The following is a 25,331-nucleotide window of genomic DNA, read 5'->3' as shown; positions in this document are numbered from 1 at the left end:
GAAGCCGCCGAGGCTCTGACGACCGAGAGGAAGAGGACGGTCGTCGAACGCCGCGCGTGGTGCTCGGCGGTGGCGGCTCCGGCTTGTCTCATCGGGTACCCTCCCTGTGGATCAGGCGGCGGGAATGAAGTTCATTGCGGCACCGTTCATGCAATAGCGCTGCCCAGTCGGGGGCGGCCCGTCATCGAAGACTTGGCCGAGATGGCCGCCGCACCGCTGGCAGTGCACCGCCGTGCGGACCATGCCATGGGATTTGTCTTCCTCGATGCCCACCGCCCGCTCCAATGGCACCCAGAAGCTGGGCCAACCGGTGCCGCTCTCGAACTTGGTCGTGGAGGAGAACAGCTCGGGCCCGCAGCCGGCGCAGGTGAAGGTCCCGTTGCGATGTTCGTTGAGCAAGGGACTGCTGAAAGGTGCCTCGGTGCCGCTCCGCCTGAGCACGGCATATTGGCTGGGATTGAGGAGCTTGCGCCACTCGGCATCGGTATGTGTCACGGCGAAACGCTCGCCGGCGAAAGCTCGGGGCATCCGCCTGAATGTCCCGGCCGCAACAGCAAGGCTCGCGATACCGGCGTTCACCAGGATCCGGCGCGTCACCATCGCAGTGACCTCCATGGATCGACATGGGAACGAGGCTTCGAGTGTCAACATCGAGATGGATGTGTCCATTCGATGGGTCTGCGATCACGGGCAGGCGACGGCGATTGGATGGGCCAGGCGGTCATCCGGGAACCTCTTCAAGCCGGCGCACTGCCGCCCCTTACCCTCGGCTCGGCCGATGTCCTGCGCGTCTTCACAGACACTTGCGATCAGGAACTTGTGTGCCTGTGGCCCACCACCGGGCTTCCGATCTCGTCAACGCCTTTGCCACGCCTAGGTGATGGGTGGATGGGGGATCAGTATCGCCGCCGGATGCCCGGATACCTTGGCCCTGGCTCGAGGCCTGGGCAGGTCACGCCGGACCACCCCGGCAGCCGTTCCCAATGACGCGGGTCCGTCGGGTCAGGTGAGAGGCTGACGTTCCATCCCGTGCCCTGGGATGTGGGCAGGATGATTACGTGGTGGGCCGGGCGGGGCCAAAGCAACCCGAGCATTCCGGAGGACCGACATCATGACGACTACTGGCTGTCTCGAAGGGCGGTATGCCCTGATCACGGGGGCCTCGCGCGGGATCGGTCGGGCCATTGCCGTCCGCTTTGCCAGGGAGGGCGCCACCGTCGCCATCAATTTCAGCGGCTCGTACGACGCGGCCGAGGAGACGCTTCGCCAGGCGCGGGAAGCTTCCCGCCACGGCGGCTGCTCCGGCACGGCGCATATGATCGTCCAGGCCGACGTCGGTGACGAGCACGCGATCTCGCGCATGTTCGACGAGGTGCTTGGAGCCTGGGGCGTCTCGACATCCTGGTGAACAACTCGGGGATCCAGTCGGAGGCGGAAAGCCACATCTATCCCATCGACGAATATCGGCGCATTCTGAATGTCGACCTGACCGGTCCCCTGATCTGCTCGCAGGTTGCAATCAGGCACTTTCTGTCACGGCCTGGAGGAGGGACGATCCTCAACTGCTCGAGCGTCCACGAGATCGTGCCGAAACCGGGGTTCATCGCCTACTCGATCAGTAAGGGCGGCCTCAGGAACCTGACGCGGACGCTGGCCCTGGAATACGCCGATCGCGGCATCCGGGTGAATGCGGTCGCCCCGGGAGCCATCGTCACCGACATCAATGCAGCCTGGAAGGATGACCAAGAGGCGCGGGCGAACGTCGAAAGCCACATTCCCATGGGCCGTGCAGGCACGCCGGAGGAGATGGCGGCCGTGTTCGCATTCCTGGCCTCCGGTGATGCGTCGTATGTGACGGGCCAGACGCTCTACGCCTGTGGGGACTGACGTTGTTCGGCGAGTTCAGAGAGAACTGGTCATCCTGAGCGGGAGGGACTGTCGGCTTTGGGTCAAGCTCGGTGGTACCGTCGGCCTGAACGAAGGTCCGCTCATCCCAGCAGGACGGAAGTACGGCTAAGGTCAGGCCCGTGCCAGGAGACGACGTTCCGGGATTTTGGTTCAGTTCCGCGGAAGGACCTCTTGGAGCACTCGGTCCTCTAAAGCAGCGCTTCGCCCCGGAACATCGGGGTGCAATTGCCGCCGACACGCGAGTGATAGCCATCCTCGGCGCGCCACGACGTCACCTTGAGCAGGCTTGGCCGGCCCATCTCGACGCCCTGAGTGATGGTGAAGGCGGCCTTGTCTCCACCATCGAGCGAGAGCAGCAGAGCGCCGAGCGTGGCGCTGGCGCTTCCCGTGGCCGGGTCTTCCCAGGTGCCTGCGAGCGGTGCGAACATCCGGGCCCGGATCGAGCCGCCGTCACGCGCATAGAGGAACAGCGACAAGCGTCCGGCCAGATCGCCATGCAGCCGCACGAGCTTGCGAAAAGCGGCGACATCGGGTGTCGCTCTGGCAAGAGCTTCCGCCGCGACCTGCGTCAGCACGAACTTGACGCCGACCGAAGCCTGCACCGGCTTGTGGGCTGCTGTAGCGATATCGTCACGTGAAAGCCCGACGCAGGTGGCGATCTCGTCATTAGGCAACTCCATACCGAGGGACAAGGGCTGCGGCGCGGCGATAACCGCCCCTGTCACCGATCCGGCCGGATCGCGCTCGACAGCGATCTCGACGAGGCCAGCCTTCTGCTCGAACCGCAGCACACCGTCGCGGTCGCGGCCATGGCGCGCCAGCACATAAGCCGTGCCGACATTGGGATGGCCGGCAAAGGGCATCTCGGCCGTGCGATGGAAGATACGCACACGGGCGTCATTGGCCGGATCGTCGGCTGGCAGGACGAACGTTGTCTCGCTGTAGTTCATCTCCGCCGCCAGCGCCTGCATCTGCGCGTCGGACAGCCCGCGCGCGTCGGTGAAGACAGCGAGCGGATTGCCGCCGAAGGGGCGGTCAGTGAAGACGTCGACAGTCTCGTACGGAAAGCGGGGCACGGCGGGCTCCGAAGGCTGATTGGGCTCAGCCGTTCCCTATCAGCGCAGCCGACCGAAAACCAATTCAGCGATGGAATGGGACCGATCACCTTTTATGCTGGCCCCAGGTTCTGTTCAAGCCGGGCCGCACCGGATAGGCTGAGCCGCATGACTTGAGCGGAATGGTGGAAACCATGTCTCCTTCTGCCACGTACGATACCCGTCGCGACCAGATGTTTCCCACCCTGTCCCCGGACGACATTGCCCGGATAAGACGCTTCGGCGAGGCCGCGGCTTTTGAGGCAGGCGCACGTATCGTCAGGGCCGGCGACATCGCACCAGGACTCATCGTGATCGTGTCCGGCAAGGTCGAGATCAGCCAGGATGGCGGCGGCGATCGGCACGAGACCATCGTCGTCCATGGCCCCGGCAGCTTCGCGGGCGAACTGGCGCAGCTCTCCGAACGCCCCTCTCTCGTGACGGCGGCGGCCATCGAGCCCGTCGACGCGTTCATCATTCCCTCGCGACGGCTGCGTGACCTGATGGTCCAGGAGGCCACCCTCGGCGAGCGCGTCATGCGGGCGCTCATCCTGCGCCGCGTCGGTCTCCTGGAAAGTGCCGGCAGCGGACCCATCATCATCGGGCACCAGAACGATGGCGACGTGCTGCGCCTGCAAGGCTTCCTGACCCGCAGCGGCCACCCGCACCGGGTGCTGGATGCGGAGACGGATTCCTGCGCCCGATGCCTCGTCGAGCGCTTCCACGTCGACCCCCATCACCTGCCGATCGTGCTGTGTCCGAATGGGAAACTCCTACTCAACCCGGGGGAGCGGGAGCTTGCCCGCTGCATCGGCCTCGTGAAGCCGATCGACGGGTCGAAGCTCTATGACGTCGCCATCATCGGCGCCGGTCCCGCCGGCTTGGCGGCGGCCGTGTATGCGGCCTCCGAGGGCCTGTCCGTCATCGTGCTTGACTGCCGCGCTTTCGGCGGGCAGGCGGGCGCCTCGGCCCGCATCGAGAACTATCTCGGGTTCCCGACCGGGATCTCCGGCCTGGCGCTGATGGCGCGCGCCTATACCCAAGCGCAGAAGTTCGGCGTGGAGATGGTCATCCCCAACGAGGCCGAGCACCTGGGTCTCGCCGCCGGTGATGGCGGCCAACAATTTAGGCTCAGGACAGGAACAGATGAGACCGTGCACGCGCGCGCCGTGATTGTAGCCAGCGGCGCCCGCTACCGTCGCCTCGACGTGGCCAACCTGGCGCAGTTCGAAGGCTCGAGCGTGCATTACTGGGCCTCTCCGATCGAGGCAAAGCTTTGCACCGGGCAGGAGGTCGCGCTCGTGGGGGCGGGCAATTCAGCCGGACAAGCGGCCGTCTACCTGGCCAGCCAGGTGAAGACGGTGTGGCTTCTCGTACGTGGCGTTGACCTGGAGGCCAGCATGTCGCGTTACCTGATCGAGCGCATCGAGGCGCAGCGCAACATCAAGGTGTTGCCCGAGACGACGGTCACGGGGCTGGACGGACAGGGAGAGAGTCTCGAATCCATCCGGTGGCGCAACCGCCAGGGAGAGGAAGGGACGTGCCCGATCCGCCACCTCTTCTTGTTCATTAGGGCTGATCCCTATACCGACTGGCTCACAGGAAGCGACATCGCGCTGGATGGCAAAGGGTTCATCCGCACCGGAGCCACGGCAGGCCAGGAGCGCCATCCCCTTGAGACGAGCCGCAGCGGCGTCTTCGCCATCGGCGACGTGCGCTCGGGTTCGGTCAAGCGGGTATCGGCCGCGGTCGGGGAAGGTGCTCAGGTCGTGGCGGCATTGCATGCCTGCCTTGCCGGGCGAGGTCGGCAACCGAGTGTGCCCCAATCGATGAGGATGACCTGATGAGTGGTTCATGCAGCCATGTCGCGAGTATCCGGGACGTCACGCCAAGCACTCGCGGGTGCGAGGAATGCCTGAAGACGGGCTCGCCCTGGGTGCATCTGCGTCTGTGCCGGACCTGCGGCCATGTCGGCTGCTGCGATGACTCTCCCAACCGTCACGCGACGAGACATTTCGAGGCGACCGGGCATCCCATCATCGAGGGCTATGATCCGCCCGAAGGCTGGGGCTGGTGTTACATCGACGAGATCGAGGTCGACCTGCCCAATCGAACACCGCAGCGGGGCCCGATCCCGCGCTTCGTATGAAGGTCTCGTCGTGGAACCTCGACCTTTTTCTGCTATTCGCAATGGGGCGGCCGTACGAGGACCGGTCGCATTCAGGTTACTTGTACTCCGTAGCGCATTCGGGCAGTTTTGCCCTGCAACCACTTATAGAACAAGTGGCAACTGGATGTGAGCGGCAGCAATAGAACAATCCTGTTCGGTCCCTTCGTCCTCATTCCCGAGCGGTGGTCGCTCATGGAGGGCAGCAAGCCTGTTCGAATCGGAAGCCGCGCACTCGAAATATTGTTGGCGCTCGTCGAACGCTCGGGCAAACTGGTGGGCAAGGACGAGCTGCGGGCCCGCGTCTGGCCGGAGACCTTCGTCGAGGAAAGCAACTTGAAGGTCAACGTCGCGGCCCTCCGACGGACCCTGGGAGACGGGCGAGGCGGCGTCCGGTATATAGAGACAGTCAGCGGCAGGGGCTACCGGTTCGTCTCCCCCGTCCAGATCCTCGGTGACGATGCGGCTACACACAATGACGCTCCGGCCCGCCTCCGTGCACACAATCTTCCAATCCCCGCAACGCGCGTCCTCGGACGAGGACAGGCCAGCGACGCGATCCTGTCGATGTGCGAAGGAGCAAGACTCGTTACGGTTGTCGGAGCCGCAGGGATCGGAAAGACGACGGTCGCTCTCGCCGTTGCCGCGCGCATGGCCGAGACCATCGAGCATGATGTCCGGCTTGTCGATCTCGCGCCTGTGACCGATCCAGCTTTGGTGCCGAGTGCGATTGCGGCCGCAATCGGTCTCACCGTGCATTCGGCCGATGAGCGGTCGGCATTGCGGATGTTCCTGCGCGACCGACGGCTCATGCTCGTTCTCGACAATTGCGAGCACATCATCGACGCAGCGGCGATCTGTGTGAGGGACATCCTCGCGGCTGCCGCTGGGGTCCGCATTCTTGCGACCAGCCGGGAGGCGCTTCGTGCGGAAGGCGAGCTGGTTTATCGCCTTCCGCCCCTGGAGACCCCGCCGGACTCGCACGAGCTTATGGCCGCGGAGGCTCTGGCCTTTCCGGCCGTCGAACTTTTCGTGGAACGCGCTACTGCAACCCTCAATGCGTTCTCCCTGGATGACGCAAATGCGCCGGCCGTCTCCGAGATTTGCCGCAAGCTCGACGGCGTGGCGCTGGCCATCGAACTCGCTGCGACACGCATCGACGCCTTCCAGGTCCGCGAGATCCTTGACCTCCTCGATGACCGGTTCCGTATGCTCATGGGGCGGCGTGATGCTCCGGGACGCCATCAATCCCTGTCCGCCACGCTGGACTGGAGCCATGACCTCCTGTCCGAGAGCGAACGCACGATCCTGCGACGCCTTGCGGTCTTCGCGGGAACCTTCAGTCTCGAATCCGCCTGTGCCCTGGCTGCCGATGGAGATTTGGACCGGACCGATCTGGTTGAAGGCCTGGCAAGTCTCGTCGCCAAGTCCCTCCTGTCCGTGGACGCGAGGGGGGCAGCGTCGCATTATCGTTTCCTCGACACGACTCGCGGCTACGCTCTCCAGAAGCTGGCCGAAGCCGGCGAACGCGACCGACTTCGACGACGCCACGCCGAGAACATGTTGGACCTGGCAGCGCAGGCGGAGGCGGAATGGCACACCAGGCCAGCGCCCGAGTGGATCGGCGATCACCGACGCCAACTCGACGACATCCGCCTTGCCTTGAACTGGGCCTTCACTGACCAACACGACATCCCGATCGGCGTCGCCCTGACTGCGGCTGCGATACCGCTCTGGGAGCATCTGTCGCTCGTGGGAGAGTGCCGCGCTTGCGTGGAACGTGCTCTCGCGCATTCCGATGACGGATCGCTGCGCGAGCATGACGAGATGAAACTTCGCATGGCGCTCGGCACGGCCCTGCTCCATACTCGGGGGCCGGTTCCCCGGTGAGGTCGGCCTGGGTGCAGGCCCTAGACCTCGCCGAACGCCTCGACGATGGCGAGTACCAGTTGCGCTGCCTGTGGGGGCTCTGCGACTACCATACCTGGATCGGCGACCACCGGACGGCGCTCGTGATCGCGAACAGGATCAGCGCCATCGCGAGTGCCCGTGATGACCGCCCAGCCACCATCAACGTCGAGCGGCAGATCGGAACCGCCCTGCGCTATCTGGGAGACCTTGCCGAAGCCCGCAGCCATCTCGAGCGAATGATCCGACAATACGTTCCTCCGGCGGTCCGGGCGGAAACCGCTCGGTTCCAGCTCGATCCGCGGTTGGCGGCAAGTGGCACCTTGGCCAATGTCCTTTGGCTCCAAGGCTATCCGGATCAGGCTGCCCGGATGGCAGAGCAGCAACTCGTCGGAGCGCAGAAGGCCGACCATGCTCTTGCGCTCTGCAATGCGCTCGTCCACACCGCATGTCCCCTTGCCCTGCTGGTTGGAGACCTGCCTGGCGCCGAGCGGCTACTCGCAATGATCGAGGATCACGTGGCAAGGCATGCCATGACGGTCTGGAGCGCGATGGGGCGCTGCCTGCGCGGAGAGTGGCTGCTGGAAAGTGGTGAGATGGCGGGCTTGGACATCCTCCGCCACACGCTCGCAGAACTCTCCGACATGGGATTTGTCATGCGGCGTCCATACTACCTCGGGATCCTGGCCAAGGAGTTTGGCGTTCACGGCGAGATCGACGCGGCTCACGTCACCATCGAGGAGGCACTGACGTTGTCGCGGGTCCAGGGGGAAGTCTGGTGCATGCCGGAACTGCTGCGGATCAAGGGCGACCTGATGCGCCTGTCTGGCCCAGCCGAGACGACGCACGCAGTCGAAACGCCATACCTGGAGTCTCTCGAGTTGGCCCGCCACCAAGGCGCGTTGTCGTGGGAACTGCGCTCCGCGACCAGTCTGGCCGACCTCTGGCACCACTCGGGGGAAAGCGAACCGGCGAAGTCTCTTCTCTCATCGACGTATGAACGCTTCGAGGAGGGCTTCGAGACCCGCGATCTCCAACGGGCACGGGCTCTACTCGATGACCTCCGCGGAGCCTGTGACAAGCGGCCCATGACGACGGTCGTGACCCTTTTGACCTCGCACCCTTCTGGTTCTCCGTCCAGAAGGAAATCCTAGATCACCCAGGTTCGGCGACGGTCGGATTGCTTCCATTCCAATAGGAGCATGATTGGGGCGATCATGCCCAGTACCGCGAAGGCCATGAAGGCCATCACGTAATGTTCGCCTGATCCGGCCACCATGTGAAGCGCTGCCGGACCAAGTCCTGCCCCGAGCGTGAAGGCGAAGTAGTTGATCCCGTAGATCTTCCCGAAATGCTTGGTCCCGAAGCGCTGTGCCAGCAAATAGCCCATCGCATCGCCCTCGGCACCCAACGCGAGCCCAAACATGATGGCACTGAGTCCTGCTGGAAAGGGGCCGCCGGAACTGGCAAGGAGCAGGTGCCCGGCAGCGGGCGCGAGGAAGACCAGACTGGTCAGCGGAACGGGCGGGAAGCGGTCGAGAAGCGCTCCGAACCCGAGCCGCGCCACAATGAACGCGCCACCGACAACGCTCAGGATGACGGCGGCATTGCCTGTCGGCACTCCTCTGTCCGCAAGGATGACGGGCAGTGAGATCGAGCCCGCGGCGGCCACGAGATAGTTCATGAAGAACGCGCCGAGCATCAGCCAGAAACTTGGAGTCATCATGGCTTCGCGCAGCGTGTGACCTTCGCCTTCGCCCCCCGGACGACGCGCTGGAGGATCCCGGATCAGGAACAGCGCGATCGGAAGCGTGACCAGCATCGTTGCCAGTCCGGCCATCACGAAGGCGGAACGCCAGCCCCACGTCGCGATGATGAGCGAGAGGATTGGCGGAACCGATGCGATGCCCAACCCGACGAACGAGAGCATGGCGCCCAATGCCAGACCCCGCCGGGCATTGAACCACCCGATAACCACCTGGGTGTAAGGCACTCCGGTTTGCGCTCCGCCCAGGATGCTTGCCAGGACGACGGCGGCAACGAAGGCGGAAAGGCTTCCCGATGTTAGCCCGATCCCGGCAAGCCCAACTCCAGTGGTCACCGATGATACGGTGAGCACCGAGCGGGGCCCGAACCGATCCGTGAGGACGCCGACGAGTGGAGACATCAAGCCGTTGACCAGGGCGACCGGGGCGACGACTGCGGCGATGGATCTCCGATCCCAGCCGGTGTCCTCGGCAATCGGCAGGATGAAGACACCGAAGCCATGGATGAGCACGATCCCGATGCTGAAGTACATCCCCAGCCCAGAACCCAGCACCAGCAAGATCTTTCCGGTCCAACGTGTCATGCGCGATCCATCAGACGGCACTGCACCCAGCAGCATTCGCGCCGGCAAGATCCGCTTTGGCATCGGCAAGAATAACATTGCCTCACAGCCGAAGCAGGGGAACCGGCTGCGCTCGGAAGCCTGGCCTTCGTGTCCTGGATCGATCCGTCATACCAGAAGCCAAAGTCCGATTCACCGAAATTCACTATTCTTAACGACAGGCAACGCCGCGGACAGGGTAAGCCATATTCAAGCCTGCATCTGCCGGTGCCGCACAACACGGGTCGAGCCATGTCGAACGAACTCAATAATCACTATAGCTTAGCTGGACCGGACCGCCGGGATATCCTGCACGCCGCCGGGACCGCGATTGCCGGCGCGACTGCCGCCGCCCTCGCGATGGGTACTCCGGCTCTGGCCCAGACGCCGGGCGGTGGGAGCCCGCGCGCCGCCACCGGAGACCGCAACAGCGCGTCGCTCGGAGCCCGGCTCCGGGGAGTGCAGCACTTCGGACTGACCGTACAGAACATGGACCGCGCCTACGAGTTCTATACGCAAGTGCTCGGCGGTACCGAGATCATGCGCGACGGCGACTTCCAGGGCGAGCGCATCCACAACACCCTGCTGACCGATCAGGACATCGAGGCGCGTGAGCGGAGCGTCAATCCGCGCACGATGGGAGTTCCCGATCTGAGGGGCGGGGCGCAGCGCCTTGATGTCCGGTTCATCCAGTTCGACAACGCCGTGATCGAGCTGCTCCAGTATCGTGATGCCGATCAGCCGATGGGTGGCGGCAATAGTTTCGCCGAAGCGCGAGATCACATGAGCCCGGCCTATCCCCGCTCGATGCATATCTGCTTCCACATCCGGGATGATATCGACTTCAACCAGTTCATCCGTGATCTGGAAGCGGAGTCGGCCCGACGCGGCATGACGCAGGTCAGGGCCAACCGCGTCATCACAGTTGCCTCCGAGAAAGAAAGGCTGTCAGCGCCCCTGGAAGCGAACACCAACCGGATCACCGAAGGGCGCTCCAACGGCTGGGCCCTGATCTACTGTAAGGGCTCCGAGGGAGAGCAACTGGAGTTCGTTCAGGCTCTTGGGCCTGTCAAGAAGACGTTCAATGACGCTTTGGATGCCCGTCGGCGCTTGGTGCGGGCTGACGCAGGCTGATGGAGCGTCGTAGCGTCTGCGCGCGTGGGTCACCGGACGGCTTGACCCCTGCATAGCCCGCGCCGCGCCCTGGATTCCGGGATTCCAGGGCAGCTTGGAGAGAGGAATGGTCAGCATGGTTGGCAGGACGCGAATGTATTCGGCAATGGCACTGCATGTAGGCTTGGTGCAACTGGGAGGGGCATCGATGGCAATGGCACAGGACGGTCCAGGCAAGGGATATGCGCAGGTTCCCAATGGAGCCATTTCCATCGTTGCCGAGGTTCGAGCAAAGTCGGGCAAGGAAGCCGAATTGCGCGATGTCACCTTACCACTCGTTCAACTCGTGCGAGGCGACCCGAAGAACCTCGTCTACTTCCTCCAGGAAAACCGCGAGACCCCCGGCCACTTCATCTTCTACGAGATCTTTCCCACTCAGGCTGATTTCGAGGCTCACAACGCGATGCCATACGTGCAGGAATGGTTTGCCAGGCTGCCGGCCCTGGCAGATGGCGGTGTGAAAGTCATGCGTATGGAAGTGCTCCCGGGATTAGGGAAGTAATGTGGGACGTCTGGCGGTGGCGCCGCCCGCTGAAGCGGACCCGTATCTGATTCGAGAATGCTGGAATGGTCCTTCCTGCATTGAGCGTTGCCAGGCTGAAATGCCTTACGTTAGTTCTGCCGATCCCACGATGTGCGTTCCTGGACGCGCGGCGATGGCTGCATCGATCAGGGCTTGGGCAATCCGCACGGCAGGGTTGATGCGCAAGCGTCGAGGAAGGACTGGATGAAGAATGCGCAATACGATCGAGGCTATCCTTTCAGCCGGACGCCTTTCATCTCGCCTGCCCCCGATCAGTCCCGGTCGTACGAATGTCAGGGACTCGAAATCGAGCGTCGCGAGATCACGCTCCAGCTGGCCCTTCACCCGGTTATAGAAGCAGCGCGAGGGCGGGTCCGCACCAATTGCCGAGTTGAGGACGAAGGTTCGGGTGCCGTGCTGTCGGGCTAGCTCGGCAACCGCGAGAGCGTAGTCGTGGTCGACCCTGCGAAATGCCTCCTGCGATCCAGCCGCTCGCATGGTTGTCCCCAAGGCGCAGATCACCGCGTCGGCTCGCCACCAATCGACGTCGTTCGGCAGACGCTCGAAATCGACTGTCGGTGCGAAAAGCTTCGGGTGGCTTGCCACATTGTGGCGGACCGGAGCGACGACGGCATCAATTCGACCGTCAGCGAGTGCGAGGTCAAGCACATGTCGGCCCACAAGGCCCGTCGAGCCCACGATCAGAAGCTTCATCCCACTGCCCTCCTCCTAACCAGGCCACCGCTCGCAATGACCTAGTTTATCGAAGGTTTCGCGATTGGTCAGGTTGGTGCCAGTGGGGCGACAGGGAATCGCAGGCCTTTCGCATGAAGAACCCCTGATGCTCGCATATCCAAAATGTCAGCAACGGGTCGATGAGCGACGAACAGCAGATCAAATTAAGGTCTGCTTACCCCGTCATGAGCTGACCAAAGCAGTACTTCCGCCTCGTGCCAGTTGCGGCCCTTCCGCCCCTTGTAATGCCTCATGCATTTAGGGAAATTCCGCGCTATCATGTGGGGATAGGCGACCTGCGGATAAAGTAGCACTCGTCACCTACTCGACGAAACGCGCCATGAGCATCGCGCCACTGCTCTCCCGTCCGAACAGCACTCGCCGGCCATCACGGCGCGTGCTGGACTACTACACGGGCCTGTCGACCTTTAGCTTCCGGAGGAGCGAGGACCATGGCGGAAGACAAGCACGAGGTGTTGATCCGCGCCTACATCGCCGAGGTCTTCAACGGGCACCGTCTGGATACCCTGGAAAAATACTGGGATGACGAGCTGACATCGCACTGGCTGGGCATGGAGACGATCCACGGCCTACCTGCCTGGCGCGCGGCGATGGAAAGCTTTTTCGGCGCCTTTCCGGACGCCGCCTACACCCTGGATGATATGTTCTTCGCCGGCGACCGAGGCGTCTGGCGTGGCCGCTGGCAGGCGACCCAGCAGGGCGAATGGCAAGGGATCGCCGCATCCGGCCGCAACGTGACGTGGACCGTCATCATCATCGGCCGCTTCGCCGACGGCAAGCTGAAAGAGGATTGGGTCGAGTTGGACCGGCTTGGCCTCTTCCAGCAGCTCGGATGCATTCCGATTGGGACGTAGGGGGCCTGTCATGGACCAGCCTTCTCGCGGCATCATGCCCGTCGTCGGCTCGATCGTATTTCTCTTCGCTGCGCCGGGACTGCTTGGCGTCTTCATCCCGTGGTACACGACCGGGTGGCACATGGACCCGCCGCTGCTCGGGTTCGAGCCGGTGCGCTGGCTCGGTGGCGCGCTAATCCTCTTAGGCGCCGTGATCCTGCTCGATTCCTTCGCCCGCTTCGCCTTGCAGGGCCGCGGCACGCCGGCGCCGATCTATCCCACCGCGACGCTGGTGGTCTCGGGCGCCTACCGTTACGTGCGCAATCCGATGTACCTCGCGGTCATGGCGCTGATCGCCGGCCAGGGGCTGCTGATCGGGTCCCTGCCGCTGCTGATTTACGCACTAGCGTTTGGCATCGTCACCCATCTCTTCGTGCTGGCCTACGAGGAACCGACGTTGCGCAGCACCTACGGTGCGCAGTACGAGGCTTATGCCGCCAATGTGCGCCGCTGGCTGCCGCGACTGACGCCCTGGCACAGCGGAGCTCCTGCGCGCCCTACTCCGCCTGCCTGAGGCCGCTATGGGTCACGGACAGTCCTTCAGATTGGCCGTGTGAAGGTCCGCTCCCCGCCTCCATGCGGGCGTTGGGCCGGCGGGTCGGAAGGTGTCGCTTAGTCGCCGGTCCGGCAGGTCGTCAACTTTCCCGCTCGGGTCAGCGTTGCATCCTGCCCTTTGATCCAGAACTCTATGGCGCCCTGAGTGTATCGACCTCCATCCGCAGAGAGAGCCTGCGGCAGCGTCATCTCGGTCGAGGATCCGGCATAAACCAGCTTCACTGACCCCATTAAGGTGCTTGGAGGAGAGAACGTGGCCTGAAGCTTGCTTCCATCCGCACAGGTGTAATGAACAGGTGGGCGATCGTGGGCCACCGCTCCTGTGGCGGCGCCGACCAGATACAGTGCGGTCATGATCGTTCTGCCCAAGGCAGGAGATGGACAGTTCACGAGGCAGTTCCTTTCTTGTCGACCGCCTTCCGTAAGTCCGCATCGAGGCGGTCCTACGATCCCGAAGATCCTCAACCACGTCCTGGTCTGGCTGCCCATCTTCTTGAAAGTGTCAGCCGTTCACAAGGCAAGGCCGCAAGGATGACGACTGGCATGCATCCCTCCCCTATGCCAACATCTTCTGACCCCAACCTTACTCTGATGCTGCCGGAGGCTTCATGAGACTGATCGCATCGCTTGTTTCACTGTCAATGCTCCTGACACCCACTGTCGCTCTGTCGGGGCAAGGCTTCGATGTGATTGTTCTCGGTGCTTTGGGCGGCATTCAGGATGGCAATCTCAGCTCCTACCTCATTCGGCCACACGGGGACCGCAACGCCATCGCGTGTGATGCCGGCAGTCTGGTCAATGGGTTGAGGGTCGCTCAGGACAGGGGCGTCTTCAGGGACGTCAAAGTGCCTGAGGGCTCGCCTGACAGCGTCCTCGGGCATGTGCTGAAAAGCGAGATCAAAGGCTACCTTATCAGCCACGCTCATCTAGACCATGTGCAGGGGCTGGTAATCGCTTCACCCGATGACAGCAACAAAACCATTTATGCGCTGCCATCGGTGAGTGCGGAGATTGAGCAGGCCTACTTCAACTGGAAGGCTTGGCCCAACATGCTGGATCGTGGCCAGCCGCCGCAGCTGAAGAGGTATCACCTGGAGGATCTGAAGCCTGGGGAGACCAAGGACCTTGCTGGAACCAAGATGACCGTCACACCTTTCCCGCTCAACCATGGAGGAGCCGAATCCACTGCCTTCCTCATCGAAAGCGGGGGCGATGCCATCCTGTGCTTCGGCGATACCGGTCCTGACGAGGTCCAGAAGGCTTCCAACATACGGGACATCTGGAAGGCCATTGCCGACAAGGTGAGGCAGCAGAGGTTGAAGGCCATCATTCTGGAAGTGTCATACACCAGCGATCGGCCGGACAATCTGCTGTTTGGGCACCTGACACCGAAATGGGTCCATAAGACGCTGCATGTTTTGGATCAGGAAGCTGGTGGCAACGCCCTGAAGGGACTGCCGGTCGTCGTGAGCCATATCAAGTACTCGTTGACGGATGAGCAGCCTCAGGAGGCGATCCGCAAGGAACTCGAGGCCGGCAACGATCTTGGTCTTCAGTTTTTGATCCCGGAACAGGGTGCGCTTTACCACTTCCAGTAAGGTGATGACTTGCGTCGCCTCAGCGCCACGCAGGGGGCAGGCCATCGATTCCCCCGTTCGTGCCCACCGGGACCATCGTGTGCAGTCCCCTTCAAGCCGCATATTGGAGGAGTTCCTTGACTGCCGGTTCCAGATCCGTGATGGGCCGGATGCTTGGCGGGAACTCCAGCGTCCGATCCTCCGGCCACGCGATGATGTGGGTTCCAGCGGCAAGGGCGGCCTGGGCTCCGGTCGGACTGTCTTCGATGACAATACATTGCTGAGGCTTAAGCCCGAGAAGCGTCGCAGCCCGCTCATAGGGCTCAGGGTCAGGCTTGCCGCGCACCACGTCATTGATCGACACCGAAATAAACCCGGGCGTTTCCAAGCCAAGCACCCGGATGTTCGCGTTCACCACGATCCGGTCTGAGTTCGACACCAAGGCCTGCCGGAGCCCCGACTGCTCGAATAGCCGCCAAGCCTCCAGCGCGCCGGGCCGCACCGCAATCTCCGCCGCATGGGCGGTGTAGTAGCTGTATTTGAGCCGGCGCCACTGATCGAAGCTCATCGACAAGCCGAAGATCTGCCAGCACTTCTCGTAGACGACCTTCGCCGCCCGGCCGACGATCTCATGATGAAACTCGTCAGGCGCCTCCACCCCTTCGGTTGCCAGGGCATGGCGAAGGGCACGAAAGTGCATGTCCTCGCTCAGCAGCAGGGTGCCGTCAATGTCCCACAGCACGGCACGAAACGGATGCCGTCCTGGCCCACCTGCGTCTGGATGTTCGTTCGTCATAGGATCAGCTCCATCGTGGGCTGGGATTGAGGACGACGCATGTGCTGTCTCATCGGTGAACCCACACAACTCCAAGCGTCAGGTCAGGAGGTATGGCCGCTCACCGATCCGTTTCAATGATCCCATCGCGTCTTCAGGTCACATTTCAGCCCTCCTAAGGGCCAACCATCCCGACTGGGCTGCGGTTTGCGCTCGGCGTGGAGGGTCTGATGCTGGATCTGGTGATTGGCGCAAGGCGCAAGGATCTTGGCGGCTTCAAAGTCGGTCGCGTGCTGCCGTTCATGCGGCGGCGCATGGTTGGGCCGTTCATCTTCTTCGACCATATGGGACCTGTAGATCTGCCGCCCCATGTGCCTCGGACAACCGACGTGCGCCCTCACCCGCATATCGGGCTCTCCACCGTCACATACCTGTTTGATGGCGAGATCATGCACCGGGACAGCACCGGGGCGCAGCAGGCCATCCGGCCCGGCGCTGTGAACTGGATGACGGCGGGCAGCGGCATCAGCCACTCCGAGCGGTTCGATGGCCCCATCCGGCAGAGCGGCGGGCGGGTGCACGGCATTCAGGCCTGGGTGGCCCTTCCGGAAGCCCAGGAGGAGATGGAGCCGGACTTCATTCATCATGGCGCGGAGGACCTCCCAGTGTTTGGGGAAGCGGGTGTCTCGGCGCGGTTGATTGCAGGTCGGGCTTTCGGGCTGACCAACCCGGTCAGGACCCAGTCTCCCCTGTTCTATGTCCATGCCGAGTTGCAAGCTGGCGGCCGGATCGGCATCCCGAGCGAGTATGCAGAGAGAGCCGCTTACGTAGTAGCAGGTCGGGTGCGAGCGGATGGCCGAGAATATGGCCCGGGGCAGATGCTGGTCTTTGCTGGCAGCTCGGATCCAGTCCTGACGGCGCTTGCGACCTCGACGGTCATGCTGCTGGGCGGTGAGCCCTTGGGACCGCGGCACATCTGGTGGAACTTCGTGTCCTCACGCCAGGACAGGATTGAGCAAGCCAAGGCCGACTGGCAGAGCGGTCGGATTCATCTGCCTCTGAATGATGATCAGGAGTTCATCCCGTTGCCGGAAGATCCCAAGCCCGCTCCTGAGCCGATGTCCTGAGCCGGATGAACTCCTGATCGGTGGCGACGTCTGAATAACCTCATACTTGTCGGATATCGGAAGGGCATTGACTGCAAATCCCCGATCAGGGTCGTTTGTGGCCGACGGCTCGAGCGGCAGCACATTGAGACAAGGCAATAGGAAGGTCCACTTGCCGGCGCATTCCAGTAGTTCGATCTACTTCCGCCTCGTGCCAATGAACGAACCCGCTCGCGCGGGAGGGCACTGCGGCTGGGGCGGTGCCATGGCTTGGGGGCGGTAACCCGCTGAACGGCACACGATGACAGGGCTGGGTCCTGTCTTGAGGATCGAGGGGTTTGGTGCCTCCACCTCACGACAGGAGCCTTCGATGTCCGAGACAGCCATCAGCCCGCTGCGCCAGCGCATGATCGATGACATGACGGTGCGCCATTTCGTCGAGAAGACCTGCACTGATTACATCCGCCAGGTCAGACGCTTCGCGGCCTTCCTCGGCCGCTCGCCGGAGACCGCCTCGCCTGAGGATGTGCGGCAGTTCCAGTTGCACCTGACCGAAAGCGGCGTGACCCCACCGAGCCGCACCGCGGCGGTCGCGGCCCTGCGCTTCTTCTTCACCGTCACCCTCGATCGGATCGATCTGGCTCGGCGTCTCACCTTGGTCCACGAGCCGCGCAAAGTACCCCTCGTCCTGAGCCCGGCGGAAGTGGCTCGCCTTCTCGAGGCGGCCCCGGGCCCCAAGTACAAGGCAGCTCTGAGCGCGGCCTATGGCGCTGGGCTGCGGGTGTCGGAAGTCGTGTCGCTCAAGGTCTGCGATATCGACTCTCAGCGCATGCTCATCCGCATCGAGCAGGGCAAGGGCCGCAAGGATCGCTATGCGATGCTCTCCCCGCAATTGCTCGAACTCTTGCGCGACTGGTGGCGGATCGCGCGGCCCCTGGTCTGGCTCTTTCCCGGCCAGAACCCGGTCAACCCGCTCACCACGCGCCAGCTCAACCGCGCCTTCCATGCGGCCGCGCAGCAGGCCGGGATCACCAAGCGCGTGAGCCCGCACACGCTCAGGCATAGCTTCGCCACGCATCTGCTGGAACAGAACATCGACATTCGCGTGATCCAGGTCCTGCTCGGGCATGCCAAACTCGAGACCACTGCGCTCTACACCCGTGTCGCCACCTCCACGATCCGCGCCGTCATGAGCCCACTCGATCGGCTTACCCTGCTGAGACCGGAGCATCAGCCGCCCGCGTAAGGCGAGGTCGTCTTGGCCCGTCCAGGGCCGGAGGTCGCGGACATCTTCCGCGACCATGGACCGGCGTGGCGCCGCGCCAATGCCGGGCATATGAGCCTCGGCCAGCTCAAGGTGATGAGCGCAATCGAGACCTGCCGCACGGCGGCTCTCGGCGGGCACGTCGCGCGCTGCGCAGACTGCACGTACACGACCATCGCCTATAACTCCTGCCGCAATCGGCACTGCCCCAAATGCCAGGGCGCGGCGGCCCGGGACTGGCTCGCACAGCGCGAAGCCGAACTGCTGCCCGTGCCCTACTTCCCCGTGGTGTTCACACTGCCAGCCGCTCTCGCCGCTCTCGCCTTTCCCAACAAGGCCGTGATCTACGATCTCCTGTTCAAGGCCGCGGCCGAGACGACCCTTACCATCGCGGCCGATCCCAAGCATCTCGGGGCGCGGATCGGCCTCACCGCCGTGCTGCACACCTGGGGCTCGGCGATGACGCATCACCCGCACGTGCACATGATCGTGCCGGGCGGTGGGCTGTCCCCTGACGGCACGCGATGGATCGCATGCCGGCCGAACTTCTTCCTGCCCGTGCGGATCCTTTCAAAGCTGTTCCGGCGGCTGATCCTGGAGAAGCTCGCCACGGCCTATGCGGCCGGGCAACTGCGGTTCTTCGGCGACCACGCGGATCTGACCGGTCCCAAAGCGTTCGCAGCTTTCCTGGCTCGTCTGCGCAAGATCAGGTGGTTCGTCTATGCCAAGCGGCCGTTTGCCGGACCGGAGGCCGTTCTGGCCTACCTCGCCCGCTACACGCACCGGGTTGCGATCTCGAACAGCCGGCTGATCCGCGCCGACGACAGCGGCGTGACGTTCACCTGGAAGGACTATCGGGTTGAGGGTCGCGCCCGCTGCAAGACGATGACGCTGGCTGTCGACGAGTTCATCCGCCGCTTCCTGCTTCACGTGCTCCCGCGCGGCTTTCATCGCATCCGGCATTATGGCCTCTTCGCTCACGGCTCACGCGCCGCCAACCTGACGCGAGCCCGCGCGCTGCTTGGTGCGCGTGAGCCCTGTGCAACGGTGACCGCAGACCCGACTGGCGCCACAGCTCCACCATGCCTGACGCAGCCCTGTCCCTGCTGCGGCGGGCGCATGATCATCATCGAGCGGTTCGCGCGCGGGTCTTCGCCAATACACCGGCCATCGTCCCCGAGTGCTGTGATCCGGGTCGACACCTCATGAAACCGATGGCCCCACGACGCTGCCGCCCTGCTGTTCGTCACCGCCGTTGGTCCTGCGCCAGCCACCCGGGCACTCGGCCGAATGAGGCGTATACCCCGCGAATGGAGCATCAATGGTCACCGTCGCGCCAACTCGGCCACGGCGATGATGCCCCGCTCCGGCTCATCGCCGCCACTCCGCTGGCTTGGACGCGTCGACGCCGATCCAGTCCCCGATCCAAAGCGCCCAAATCCCCATAGATGAGCGCACCACGCGCGGCGCCCAACTGTTCCGCAGGTTCCTTGTATGGGACGTTTGTTGTCAAGAGCGACGTGGTCTGCCTCTCTTTCTTGCTCCTTGGCCAAGCGTCCAGGACCGGAATGCGGAGCATTCCCAGCCGATCTGCCCGCGACGGGATCAGCCGTGTCAAACCGACCGAGGATAGAGCGGAGCCATGCCACGGGCGCCGAGTCATCGCGCCACAGCCTTGTATTCGGTGGGTCCAATGACCCCGAACCATGATGCAGTCATGCGCATCGGCGGCGAAGCTCCAAAGCAGCGGACCCATTCTTCCCTTCGGCATGAAAGCCAAGGAACCACATCGGGATCCCGCCACCTCGAACCGTCAGCGGCGAACCGTCACAAGAGGACGGACCGGGCTGAAATTGCTGGGGATTTTGAGCGTCCTCCGATCATTGTGCAGGGCGCAGAACGACGCCGTCAGGCACAATTCCCTCTCGCACGAACCGCCACAGGGCGACCAGGAGCTTGCGCGCCAGAGCCACAATCATGGTCTTGCGCGTGCCGCGAGCGTTCTCGGTGCGGGCTCGAAACCATTGTGCCAAGGCGCTGTTCTTCTGGAAGATGAGAAAGCGCCAGGCCAATTGGATCATGCCGCGCCGAACGCGAGCGTTACCAGAACGGGCCAGCCCTTTCTCCCGACGTCTTGTGCCGCTCTCATCGGGCGAGCCTGTGAGGCCCCCATAACGCGCGACGGCTCGTCGGTCGCGCAAGTGCCGCGCCAGCACCTCTTGCACCAGCATGTCGGCCGTCTCAATGCCAACCCCCATGATGCGCCCCAACAGGCGCACCATGGCATGGGGCCCGTCGCAGGGTGCTTGCTCGAGACGGTCCAGGCGGGCATCCTCGATCTGGCGGATCTGCTCGCGCACGAGCCGCCGGCGTTCGATGTCGCGACGGAGCTCAGCCAAGGTATTGGGCGGGATCGCCTCGCCCTCGGGGGTGAGCAGTCCTTCAAGGCGTTCGGCGGCCTTCTTCAGCTTGGGATTGAAGCTGCGGATGCCGAGCCGGATCAACGTGGCTTTCATGCGGTTGATGATCCGGCTCTGCTCTCGCACGAGGCGCTCGCGGTTGGGCCGCTTGGCATCTTCCTCCCTGATGGTCGGGATTGCGACCATCTTGCAGTGATCGCGCTCGCCACGCAGCCAGCCGAGAAAGGCGCGTTTGAGCAGCTCGGTGTCCAGTCGGTCGGTCTTAGCGCGGCGGTGTTCACGCGATACGGCGACGCTCGATCCGTGAATGACATGGGCCTCGATGTCGCGCGCCCTGAGCCAGCGCGCCAGCCAGAAGCCGTCCCGGCCAGCCTCGAAGGCGACAGCGATGCGCTTGATCCTGCGGCCCGCCTTCTCTGCTTCGTCTCGCCATCGATGCAGCAGCTTCAGCAAGGCGTCCTCGTCGATCGCGAGCTTCTTCAACGGCTGGCGCTCGACGCCAGGCACGATGCCGGCGACGAGCCAGCTCTTCAGGCTCAGTTCGATCACGCAGATCAGTGTGCTGTCCGGTTCGAGGGGAGCGAGGGACCGGCTCAGGTCGTTCAGCTTCTGCATGGGAGACACTCCATCGGTTCATCTCAGCGCCGATGGATATGATATCCTCGCCGCCGGTCCCATAGCATCTTCCCTGGAGGCTTCCGGACGCCGGCCCCAGTGCATGTGCCTACGTCGCGATGGCCGGCATCCGAAACCCTTCACACAAGCGGAAGTACGGCACCCGATAGGCCCACACCCGGGTTAGATGCGCCGCCAAGGTTTGTTCAGGGAATGCGCTCGATCCTGAGCGGGAATTTCCCCCGCACAAGCAAGGGCTCGAAGCTACCCTCGAAGCGGCCGAGCCGGATCAGCCCGTCCCAGCGATAATCGGCGTAGAACAGTGCTAGGTTCCCCCACGGCGCGAAGTAGCACAGATCACCCGGCCTCTCGTTGCCGAACGGGCCGCTGCCATCCTCCGTGAGCTTGCGCGGGAGATAGGCAATCTTCTCGTTATTGCCGTAGTCGTCGATCGTCAGGTCCAGCGGCAACAGGGACATCAGATCACGTGCCGACGGATTGTCGTACAGGGCCGCGGTCATGCTCTTCCCGTTGAAGGTCAACCTTATTCTCATGTCAGTCGGTCCCTGACGTGTTGGCGCGTTCCTTTGTTGGGCGAAGGATGGCCTGGGCAGGGCAACGCTCGCGACCATCGCCCCGAGCAGCGCGCGGCGAAGCGGCAAGAATGCGTTCTCCGTCATGGCAGGCACTCCTCCAATGATTGGCTCCGTCTGAAGATGTCCGATCGAACCCGGTAGGCACATAGACCCGCGGCGGCGGCACCGATCACCAGAACGAGGGCACTGAACCCAAAGGTCACCTGATATCCCTCGTGATCGAAGAGCCAGCCGCCGGATGCCGCGCCGAGCGCGAGCGCGAGCTGGACCACGGCCACCATGAGGCCGCCACCCGCCTCGGCATCTTCGGGAAGCGCCTTGCTGAGCCAGGTCCACCAGCCAACCGGTGCCGCAGTCCCGATCAGCCCCCACATCGCAAGCAGTGACGTCGTCGCGACCGGTGAATGACCGAGCAGGGTCAGGGCCCCTCCGATGACTGCCATGAGCAGCGGCAGGACGATCAGCAGGCTGTAGAGCCGCGTCTTGAGCAGGAGCCCGATCAGGTAGGTCCCAACCACACCGGCCCCGCCGATGACGAGAAGGATCAGAGAGAGCATCGACGTGTTCACCCCAGTCACCGTCTCGAGGAAGGGGCGCAGATAGGTCTGGAGGATAAATTGGCCCATGAAGAGTAATGAGACTGCCGCCATGCTGAGCGGAACGGTGCGGCGGCGCAGGACGCGGAAGACGGTCCCGCTTCTCCCTGCCTTCGCCGGCATCGACGGCAGGCTGACGAACAGCCAAGCAAGCGTTATGGCCGCGAGCGGCACGACGGCGAAGAAAGCACCGCGCCAGCCGATATACTGGCCAAGGAAACTCCCCAACGGCGCCGCGATCGTGACTGCAAGCGCGTTGCCGCCATTCAGCAGGCCAAGCGCGCGAGGCACCTGTGATTCCGGCACCAGGCGCATGACCGTCGCCGCCGACATCGACCAGAACCCGCCAATGACGACGCCGACGAGCGCCCGCCCCGCCATGAAGACGGCGGTGTTCGGCGCAAAGGCGACCATCACGCCCGAGACGATCATCACCAGCGTGAGGCTCAGCAGCACCGTACGCCGATCGATGCCGCGGGTCACGCTGGAGATCGACAGGCTGGTCAGGACGGCGAACAGCCCCGACACGGCGATGGCCTGTCCGGCCGTTCCCTCGCTCACTCCAAGATCGGAGGCGATGGGGGTCAGGAGGCTGACCGGCATGAACTCGGAGGCGATCAGCGTCGCGACACAGAGCGTCAGAGCGAAGACGGAGCCCCACGAGGCTGCCTCAGCCGTCGCCAGGGTTTCTGCCGTGGTCTCTCCTTGCATCGTGTATCATCCTTGATCGTACGGGAAGGCACGCCCGATTGCCGGGCGTGCCGTGTTGCAGGGTCTGTGTCAGCTCGGCGCTTACGAGCTCAGCTTCCCGCGGAAGAAGTCGGTCAGCTTCTCGAACGGGATCAGGTTCACCCGGTCGTAGAGGTCGACGTGACCTGCGTTCGGAACGATGTAGAGCTCCTTCGGCTCGCCTGCCCGCTTGTAGGCATCCTCGCTGAACTCCCGCGAATGCGCCTTGTCGCCCGTGATGAAGAGCATCGGCCGCGGTGAGATCGTCTCGATGTCGTTGAACGGGTAGAAGTTCGCGAACTTGACGATGCTGCTCAGGGTCGGCTTCGTGGTCAGTTCCGCCTGCTGCCCCTTCGGAGTGTAGGCGCCTCTGGGCGTCCGGTAGAAATCGAAGAACTCGCGCTGGATCGGATCGGTGCTCTCAGTGAGCTCGTTGACTGTGCCCGGAATGTACTGCGTCTCACCACCGGCGAATTCGACCAGGCGCTGAGCCGTTGCCTTCTGAATGAAGTCTTTGCGCTGTTCGATCGTGACTGACTGCTTCAACCCATTCCGGAAGGCGGCGCCCATGTCGTACATGCTGACGGTTGCGATCGCCTTCATGCGCGGATCGATCTTGGCTGCGCTGATGACGAAGCTGCCGCTGCCACAAATGCCGAGCGCGCCGATGCGCTCCTGATCGACGAAGGACTGCGTGCTCAGGAAGTCCACCGCGGCACTGAAGTCGTCGGTATAGATATCCGGGGCGACCAGGTGACCGGGATTGCCCTCGCTCTCGCCCCAGAAGGATAGGTCGATGGAGAGCGTCACGAACCCCTGCTCGGCCATCTTGGTGGCATAGAGATCGGCGCTCTGCTCCTTCACCGCGCCCATCGGGTGCCCGACGACGATCGCGGCCAGCTTCACGTTCGGCCGCATGTCCTTGGGCGTGAAGAGATGACCCGTCACCATCATGTTGTACTGGTTGCGGAAGGTGACGCTCTTCACGTCGACCCGATCGCTCTTGTAGAAGTTGGCAGCACCGTTCGACATGTCCTGAGCCGATGCCGGAGAGGCGCTGACAGCGAAGCCGGAGACGGATCCCAGCATGATTGCGAGGCTTAAGGCGAATTCCTTCATCTCATCGTCCTTCCTTGAATCCCATGGGGCTGATCCGTCCGGGGGTGTGTTCACCCAGCACGGATACTGCTCAGGCCAAGCACGTTGCCTGGCGCAGAATTCAATTTAGCGGCTGCGAACTCATAGGATTAGATGCTATATCGATCTTGAGCCTATAAGCAGAGGTTATGAATGTTTCGGGAGAATGTTAGCGATCTGGTCGCGTTCATCACCGTCGCGCGCGAGGGCAGTTTTACCCGGGCTGCGGTCCGGCTCGGCGTCTCCCAGCCAGCCCTGAGCCAGGCCATGAGAGGGCTCGAGGAGCGGTTGGGGCTGCGGCTCCTGAACCGGACCACGCGCAGCGTCGCGCCTACCGAGGCCGGCGAGCGCCTGCTGCGCAGCATCGAGCCGCAGTTCGCGCAGATCGAAGGAAGCCTCTTGGCGCTCACGCAGCTGAGGGACAAGCCGTCAGGCATCGTTCGCATCACGTCGACCCAGCATGCGGCCGAGACCGTGCTCTGGCCACGGCTCTCGAAAGTGATGCGCGACTACCCTGACATTACGATCGAACTCGTGACTGACGAGGGCCTCACCGACATCGTGAGCGCACGTTTCGATGCCGGTGTCCGGGTGGGCGAGTTCGTCGAGAAGGATATGATCGCGGTACGCATCGGCCCGGAAATGCGGCAGGCGATCGTCGGAACGCCGGATTATTTCAAGACGCATCCTGTGCCAAAGCGTCCGGAAGACCTCACCAATCACCGCTGCATCAACCTGCGACGGGTCACGCGAGGTGGGTATTTTCCCTGGGAATTCGAGAAGCGCGGACGCGAAATCAACGTGCGCGTCGAGGGGCAGGTTGCTGTCAACAGCCTGGAGCTTGCACGCAATGCCGTCTTGGACGGGCTTGGGCTGGCTTACCTACCCGAGGACCTCGTCGAAGAGCAGATTGCGAGAAAGCAGCTCGTACGGGTCCTGGAAGATTGGTGCGAACCGTATCCGGGCTACCACCTCTATTACCCAAGCAGCCGTCAACATGCCCCCGCGTTTGCTGTCGTGCTGGAAGCGCTTCGCTTTCGCGGCTGAATGCAGCAAACCCTCGGCCCATAGGCTGTGGCAGCGGTGCGCTATTCCATGAAATGCCCGCTTTGGGTCAACTCGCGAATTCTGCTGTCCGCCAGAACATCCGGCGTTCCCTTCCAGAGCTGCC

At 63.4% G+C, this 25,331-nt stretch carries 23 protein-coding genes and 1 pseudogene; 14 read left to right on the top strand and 10 right to left on the bottom strand.

Annotation, left to right across the window (positions count from 1 at the left end):
* Positions 1-111: 111 nt before the first annotated feature.
* Positions 112-600: a peptide-methionine (R)-S-oxide reductase MsrB gene (msrB, locus tag BB934_RS30120; protein ID WP_099513589.1), complete on the bottom strand. Its 489-nt coding sequence runs from the start codon at positions 598-600 to the stop codon at positions 112-114.
* Positions 601-1,111: 511 nt separating this feature from the next.
* Between msrB and BB934_RS30115 the strand changes: the two are divergent.
* A pseudogene (locus BB934_RS30115) lies at positions 1,112-1,925 on the top strand (SDR family oxidoreductase).
* Positions 1,926-2,096: 171 nt separating this feature from the next.
* Here BB934_RS30115 and BB934_RS30110 read toward each other — a convergent pair.
* A complete protein-coding gene (locus BB934_RS30110) occupies positions 2,097-2,984 on the bottom strand; it encodes a PhzF family phenazine biosynthesis protein (protein ID WP_099513588.1) in 888 nt (295 codons plus the stop codon).
* A gap of 173 nt (positions 2,985-3,157) precedes the next feature.
* Between BB934_RS30110 and BB934_RS30105 the strand changes: the two genes are divergently transcribed.
* The 4 genes from BB934_RS30105 to BB934_RS30090 all read left to right on the top strand — a co-directional run bounded on the left by BB934_RS30105 (position 3,158) and on the right by BB934_RS30090 (position 8,231).
* A complete protein-coding gene (locus BB934_RS30105; protein ID WP_099514271.1) occupies positions 3,158-4,846 on the top strand; it encodes an FAD-dependent oxidoreductase in 1,689 nt (562 codons plus the stop codon).
* A complete protein-coding gene (locus BB934_RS30100) occupies positions 4,846-5,151 on the top strand; it encodes a UBP-type zinc finger domain-containing protein (protein ID WP_099513587.1) in 306 nt (101 codons plus the stop codon). Before BB934_RS30105 ends, BB934_RS30100 begins: the two co-directional genes overlap by 1 nt.
* A gap of 147 nt (positions 5,152-5,298) precedes the next feature.
* Complete coding sequence (locus tag BB934_RS30095) at positions 5,299-7,059, top strand: ATP-binding protein (protein ID WP_099513586.1); 1,761 nt, start codon at positions 5,299-5,301, stop codon at positions 7,057-7,059.
* Positions 7,060-7,070: 11 nt separating this feature from the next.
* Positions 7,071-8,231 carry an ATP-binding protein gene (locus BB934_RS30090; RefSeq protein WP_099513585.1) on the top strand — a complete coding sequence of 387 codons (1,161 nt, stop codon included), beginning with the start codon at positions 7,071-7,073 and terminating at the stop codon, positions 8,229-8,231.
* On the opposite strand, the gene BB934_RS30085 is transcribed toward BB934_RS30090, so the two are convergent.
* On the bottom strand, positions 8,228-9,427 hold the full coding sequence (locus tag BB934_RS30085) for an MFS transporter (RefSeq protein WP_237050491.1): 1,200 nt from the start codon (positions 9,425-9,427) through the stop codon (positions 8,228-8,230). The two genes, BB934_RS30090 and BB934_RS30085, sit on opposite strands and share 4 nt — an antisense overlap.
* Positions 9,428-9,697: 270 nt before the next feature.
* Between BB934_RS30085 and BB934_RS30080 the strand changes: the two genes are divergently transcribed.
* Together BB934_RS30080 and BB934_RS30075 are read left to right on the top strand one after the other, a co-directional pair.
* Positions 9,698-10,579, top strand: a complete 882-nt coding sequence (locus tag BB934_RS30080; protein ID WP_099513583.1) for a VOC family protein — start codon at positions 9,698-9,700, stop codon at positions 10,577-10,579.
* A gap of 187 nt (positions 10,580-10,766) precedes the next feature.
* Positions 10,767-11,120: a putative quinol monooxygenase gene (locus BB934_RS30075; RefSeq protein WP_418294793.1), complete on the top strand. Its 354-nt coding sequence runs from the start codon at positions 10,767-10,769 to the stop codon at positions 11,118-11,120.
* 105 nt (positions 11,121-11,225) lie between these two features.
* On the opposite strand, the gene BB934_RS30070 is transcribed toward BB934_RS30075, so the two are convergent.
* On the bottom strand, positions 11,226-11,855 hold the full coding sequence (locus BB934_RS30070; protein WP_099513582.1) for an NAD(P)H-binding protein: 630 nt from the start codon (positions 11,853-11,855) through the stop codon (positions 11,226-11,228).
* A gap of 473 nt (positions 11,856-12,328) precedes the next feature.
* On the opposite strand from BB934_RS30070, the gene BB934_RS30065 reads away from it, so the two are divergent.
* Positions 12,329-12,751: an ester cyclase gene (locus tag BB934_RS30065; RefSeq protein WP_099513581.1), complete on the top strand. Its 423-nt coding sequence runs from the start codon at positions 12,329-12,331 to the stop codon at positions 12,749-12,751.
* Positions 12,752-12,761: 10 nt separating this feature from the next.
* Positions 12,762-13,304 carry a methyltransferase family protein gene (locus BB934_RS30060; RefSeq protein ID WP_237050490.1) on the top strand — a complete coding sequence of 181 codons (543 nt, stop codon included), beginning with the start codon at positions 12,762-12,764 and terminating at the stop codon, positions 13,302-13,304.
* Between the two features lie 98 nt (positions 13,305-13,402).
* Here the strand turns inward: BB934_RS30060 and BB934_RS30055 are convergent, their stop codons facing one another.
* Positions 13,403-13,699, bottom strand: a complete 297-nt coding sequence (locus BB934_RS30055; RefSeq protein WP_099514268.1) for an MliC family protein — start codon at positions 13,697-13,699, stop codon at positions 13,403-13,405.
* Positions 13,700-13,953: 254 nt separating this feature from the next.
* Here BB934_RS30055 and BB934_RS30050 point away from each other — a divergent pair, with 254 nt between their 5' ends.
* A complete protein-coding gene (locus BB934_RS30050) occupies positions 13,954-14,943 on the top strand; it encodes an MBL fold metallo-hydrolase (protein ID WP_099513580.1) in 990 nt (329 codons plus the stop codon).
* A 91-nt stretch (positions 14,944-15,034) separates the two neighbouring features.
* On the opposite strand, the gene BB934_RS30045 is transcribed toward BB934_RS30050, so the two are convergent.
* A complete protein-coding gene (locus tag BB934_RS30045) occupies positions 15,035-15,718 on the bottom strand; it encodes an HAD family hydrolase (protein ID WP_099513579.1) in 684 nt (227 codons plus the stop codon).
* 209 nt (positions 15,719-15,927) lie between these two features.
* Between BB934_RS30045 and BB934_RS30040 the strand changes: the two genes are divergently transcribed.
* The 3 genes from BB934_RS30040 (at position 15,928) to BB934_RS30030 (ending at position 19,276) form a co-directional block, all read left to right on the top strand.
* On the top strand, positions 15,928-16,824 hold the full coding sequence (locus BB934_RS30040; protein ID WP_099513578.1) for a pirin family protein: 897 nt from the start codon (positions 15,928-15,930) through the stop codon (positions 16,822-16,824).
* Between the two features lie 349 nt (positions 16,825-17,173).
* Positions 17,174-18,049, top strand: a complete 876-nt coding sequence (locus BB934_RS30035; protein WP_099509486.1) for a tyrosine-type recombinase/integrase — start codon at positions 17,174-17,176, stop codon at positions 18,047-18,049.
* A 12-nt stretch (positions 18,050-18,061) separates the two neighbouring features.
* Positions 18,062-19,276 carry an IS91 family transposase gene (locus BB934_RS30030; RefSeq protein WP_099513577.1) on the top strand — a complete coding sequence of 405 codons (1,215 nt, stop codon included), beginning with the start codon at positions 18,062-18,064 and terminating at the stop codon, positions 19,274-19,276.
* 671 nt (positions 19,277-19,947) lie between these two features.
* Here the strand turns inward: BB934_RS30030 and BB934_RS30025 are convergent.
* From BB934_RS30025 to BB934_RS30010, 4 genes are all read right to left on the bottom strand, one after another.
* Positions 19,948-21,102, bottom strand: coding sequence for an IS110 family RNA-guided transposase (locus BB934_RS30025; RefSeq protein WP_099513419.1), 1,155 nt, complete (start codon positions 21,100-21,102; stop codon positions 19,948-19,950).
* Between the two features lie 206 nt (positions 21,103-21,308).
* On the bottom strand, positions 21,309-21,782 hold the full coding sequence (locus BB934_RS30020; protein ID WP_099513576.1) for a cyclophilin-like fold protein: 474 nt from the start codon (positions 21,780-21,782) through the stop codon (positions 21,309-21,311).
* Positions 21,779-23,005 (bottom strand): MFS transporter, encoded by a 1,227-nt coding sequence (locus BB934_RS30015; protein WP_099513575.1) that lies wholly within the window; start codon positions 23,003-23,005, stop codon positions 21,779-21,781. Before BB934_RS30015 ends, BB934_RS30020 begins: the two co-directional genes overlap by 4 nt.
* A gap of 81 nt (positions 23,006-23,086) precedes the next feature.
* The gene (locus BB934_RS30010) at positions 23,087-24,142 is read right to left on the bottom strand and encodes an alpha/beta hydrolase (protein WP_099513574.1); all 1,056 of its coding nucleotides are present in this window, start codon (positions 24,140-24,142) and stop codon (positions 23,087-23,089) included.
* A 171-nt stretch (positions 24,143-24,313) separates the two neighbouring features.
* Between BB934_RS30010 and BB934_RS30005 the strand changes: the two genes are divergently transcribed.
* Entirely contained in the window at positions 24,314-25,207 is an 894-nt protein-coding gene (locus BB934_RS30005; RefSeq protein WP_099513573.1) for a LysR family transcriptional regulator, read from the top strand.
* Positions 25,208-25,331: the final 124 nt, after the last annotated feature.

This window comes from Microvirga ossetica (genome assembly GCF_002741015.1).
Lineage (GTDB): Bacteria > Pseudomonadota > Alphaproteobacteria > Rhizobiales > Beijerinckiaceae > Microvirga > Microvirga ossetica.
This window is presented reverse-complemented; position numbering and strand designations above follow the sequence as displayed.

What these genes read in the sequence shown, in the direction of transcription:
- BB934_RS30085 (WP_237050491.1), bottom strand. Translation starts at nt 9,427, where the DNA reads ATGACACGTTGGACCGGAAAGATCTTGCTGGTGCTGGGTTCTGGGCTG.
- BB934_RS30100 (WP_099513587.1), top strand. Translation starts at nt 4,846, where the DNA reads ATGAGTGGTTCATGCAGCCATGTCGCGAGTATCCGGGACGTCACGCCA.
- BB934_RS30045 (WP_099513579.1), bottom strand. Translation starts at nt 15,718, where the DNA reads ATGACGAACGAACATCCAGACGCAGGTGGGCCAGGACGGCATCCGTTT.
- BB934_RS30105 (WP_099514271.1), top strand. Translation starts at nt 3,158, where the DNA reads ATGTCTCCTTCTGCCACGTACGATACCCGTCGCGACCAGATGTTTCCC.
- BB934_RS30005 (WP_099513573.1), top strand. Translation starts at nt 24,314, where the DNA reads ATGTTTCGGGAGAATGTTAGCGATCTGGTCGCGTTCATCACCGTCGCG.
- BB934_RS30065 (WP_099513581.1), top strand. Translation starts at nt 12,329, where the DNA reads ATGGCGGAAGACAAGCACGAGGTGTTGATCCGCGCCTACATCGCCGAG.
- BB934_RS30075 (WP_418294793.1), top strand. Translation starts at nt 10,767, where the DNA reads ATGGCAATGGCACAGGACGGTCCAGGCAAGGGATATGCGCAGGTTCCC.
- BB934_RS30055 (WP_099514268.1), bottom strand. Translation starts at nt 13,699, where the DNA reads ATGACCGCACTGTATCTGGTCGGCGCCGCCACAGGAGCGGTGGCCCAC.
- BB934_RS30080 (WP_099513583.1), top strand. Translation starts at nt 9,698, where the DNA reads ATGTCGAACGAACTCAATAATCACTATAGCTTAGCTGGACCGGACCGC.
- BB934_RS30015 (WP_099513575.1), bottom strand. Translation starts at nt 23,005, where the DNA reads ATGCAAGGAGAGACCACGGCAGAAACCCTGGCGACGGCTGAGGCAGCC.
- BB934_RS30070 (WP_099513582.1), bottom strand. Translation starts at nt 11,855, where the DNA reads ATGAAGCTTCTGATCGTGGGCTCGACGGGCCTTGTGGGCCGACATGTG.
- BB934_RS30060 (WP_237050490.1), top strand. Translation starts at nt 12,762, where the DNA reads ATGGACCAGCCTTCTCGCGGCATCATGCCCGTCGTCGGCTCGATCGTA.
- BB934_RS30035 (WP_099509486.1), top strand. Translation starts at nt 17,174, where the DNA reads ATGTCCGAGACAGCCATCAGCCCGCTGCGCCAGCGCATGATCGATGAC.
- BB934_RS30020 (WP_099513576.1), bottom strand. Translation starts at nt 21,782, where the DNA reads ATGACGGAGAACGCATTCTTGCCGCTTCGCCGCGCGCTGCTCGGGGCG.
- BB934_RS30040 (WP_099513578.1), top strand. Translation starts at nt 15,928, where the DNA reads ATGCTGGATCTGGTGATTGGCGCAAGGCGCAAGGATCTTGGCGGCTTC.
- BB934_RS30025 (WP_099513419.1), bottom strand. Translation starts at nt 21,102, where the DNA reads ATGCAGAAGCTGAACGACCTGAGCCGGTCCCTCGCTCCCCTCGAACCG.
- BB934_RS30050 (WP_099513580.1), top strand. Translation starts at nt 13,954, where the DNA reads ATGAGACTGATCGCATCGCTTGTTTCACTGTCAATGCTCCTGACACCC.
- msrB (WP_099513589.1), bottom strand. Translation starts at nt 600, where the DNA reads ATGGTGACGCGCCGGATCCTGGTGAACGCCGGTATCGCGAGCCTTGCT.
- BB934_RS30010 (WP_099513574.1), bottom strand. Translation starts at nt 24,142, where the DNA reads ATGAAGGAATTCGCCTTAAGCCTCGCAATCATGCTGGGATCCGTCTCC.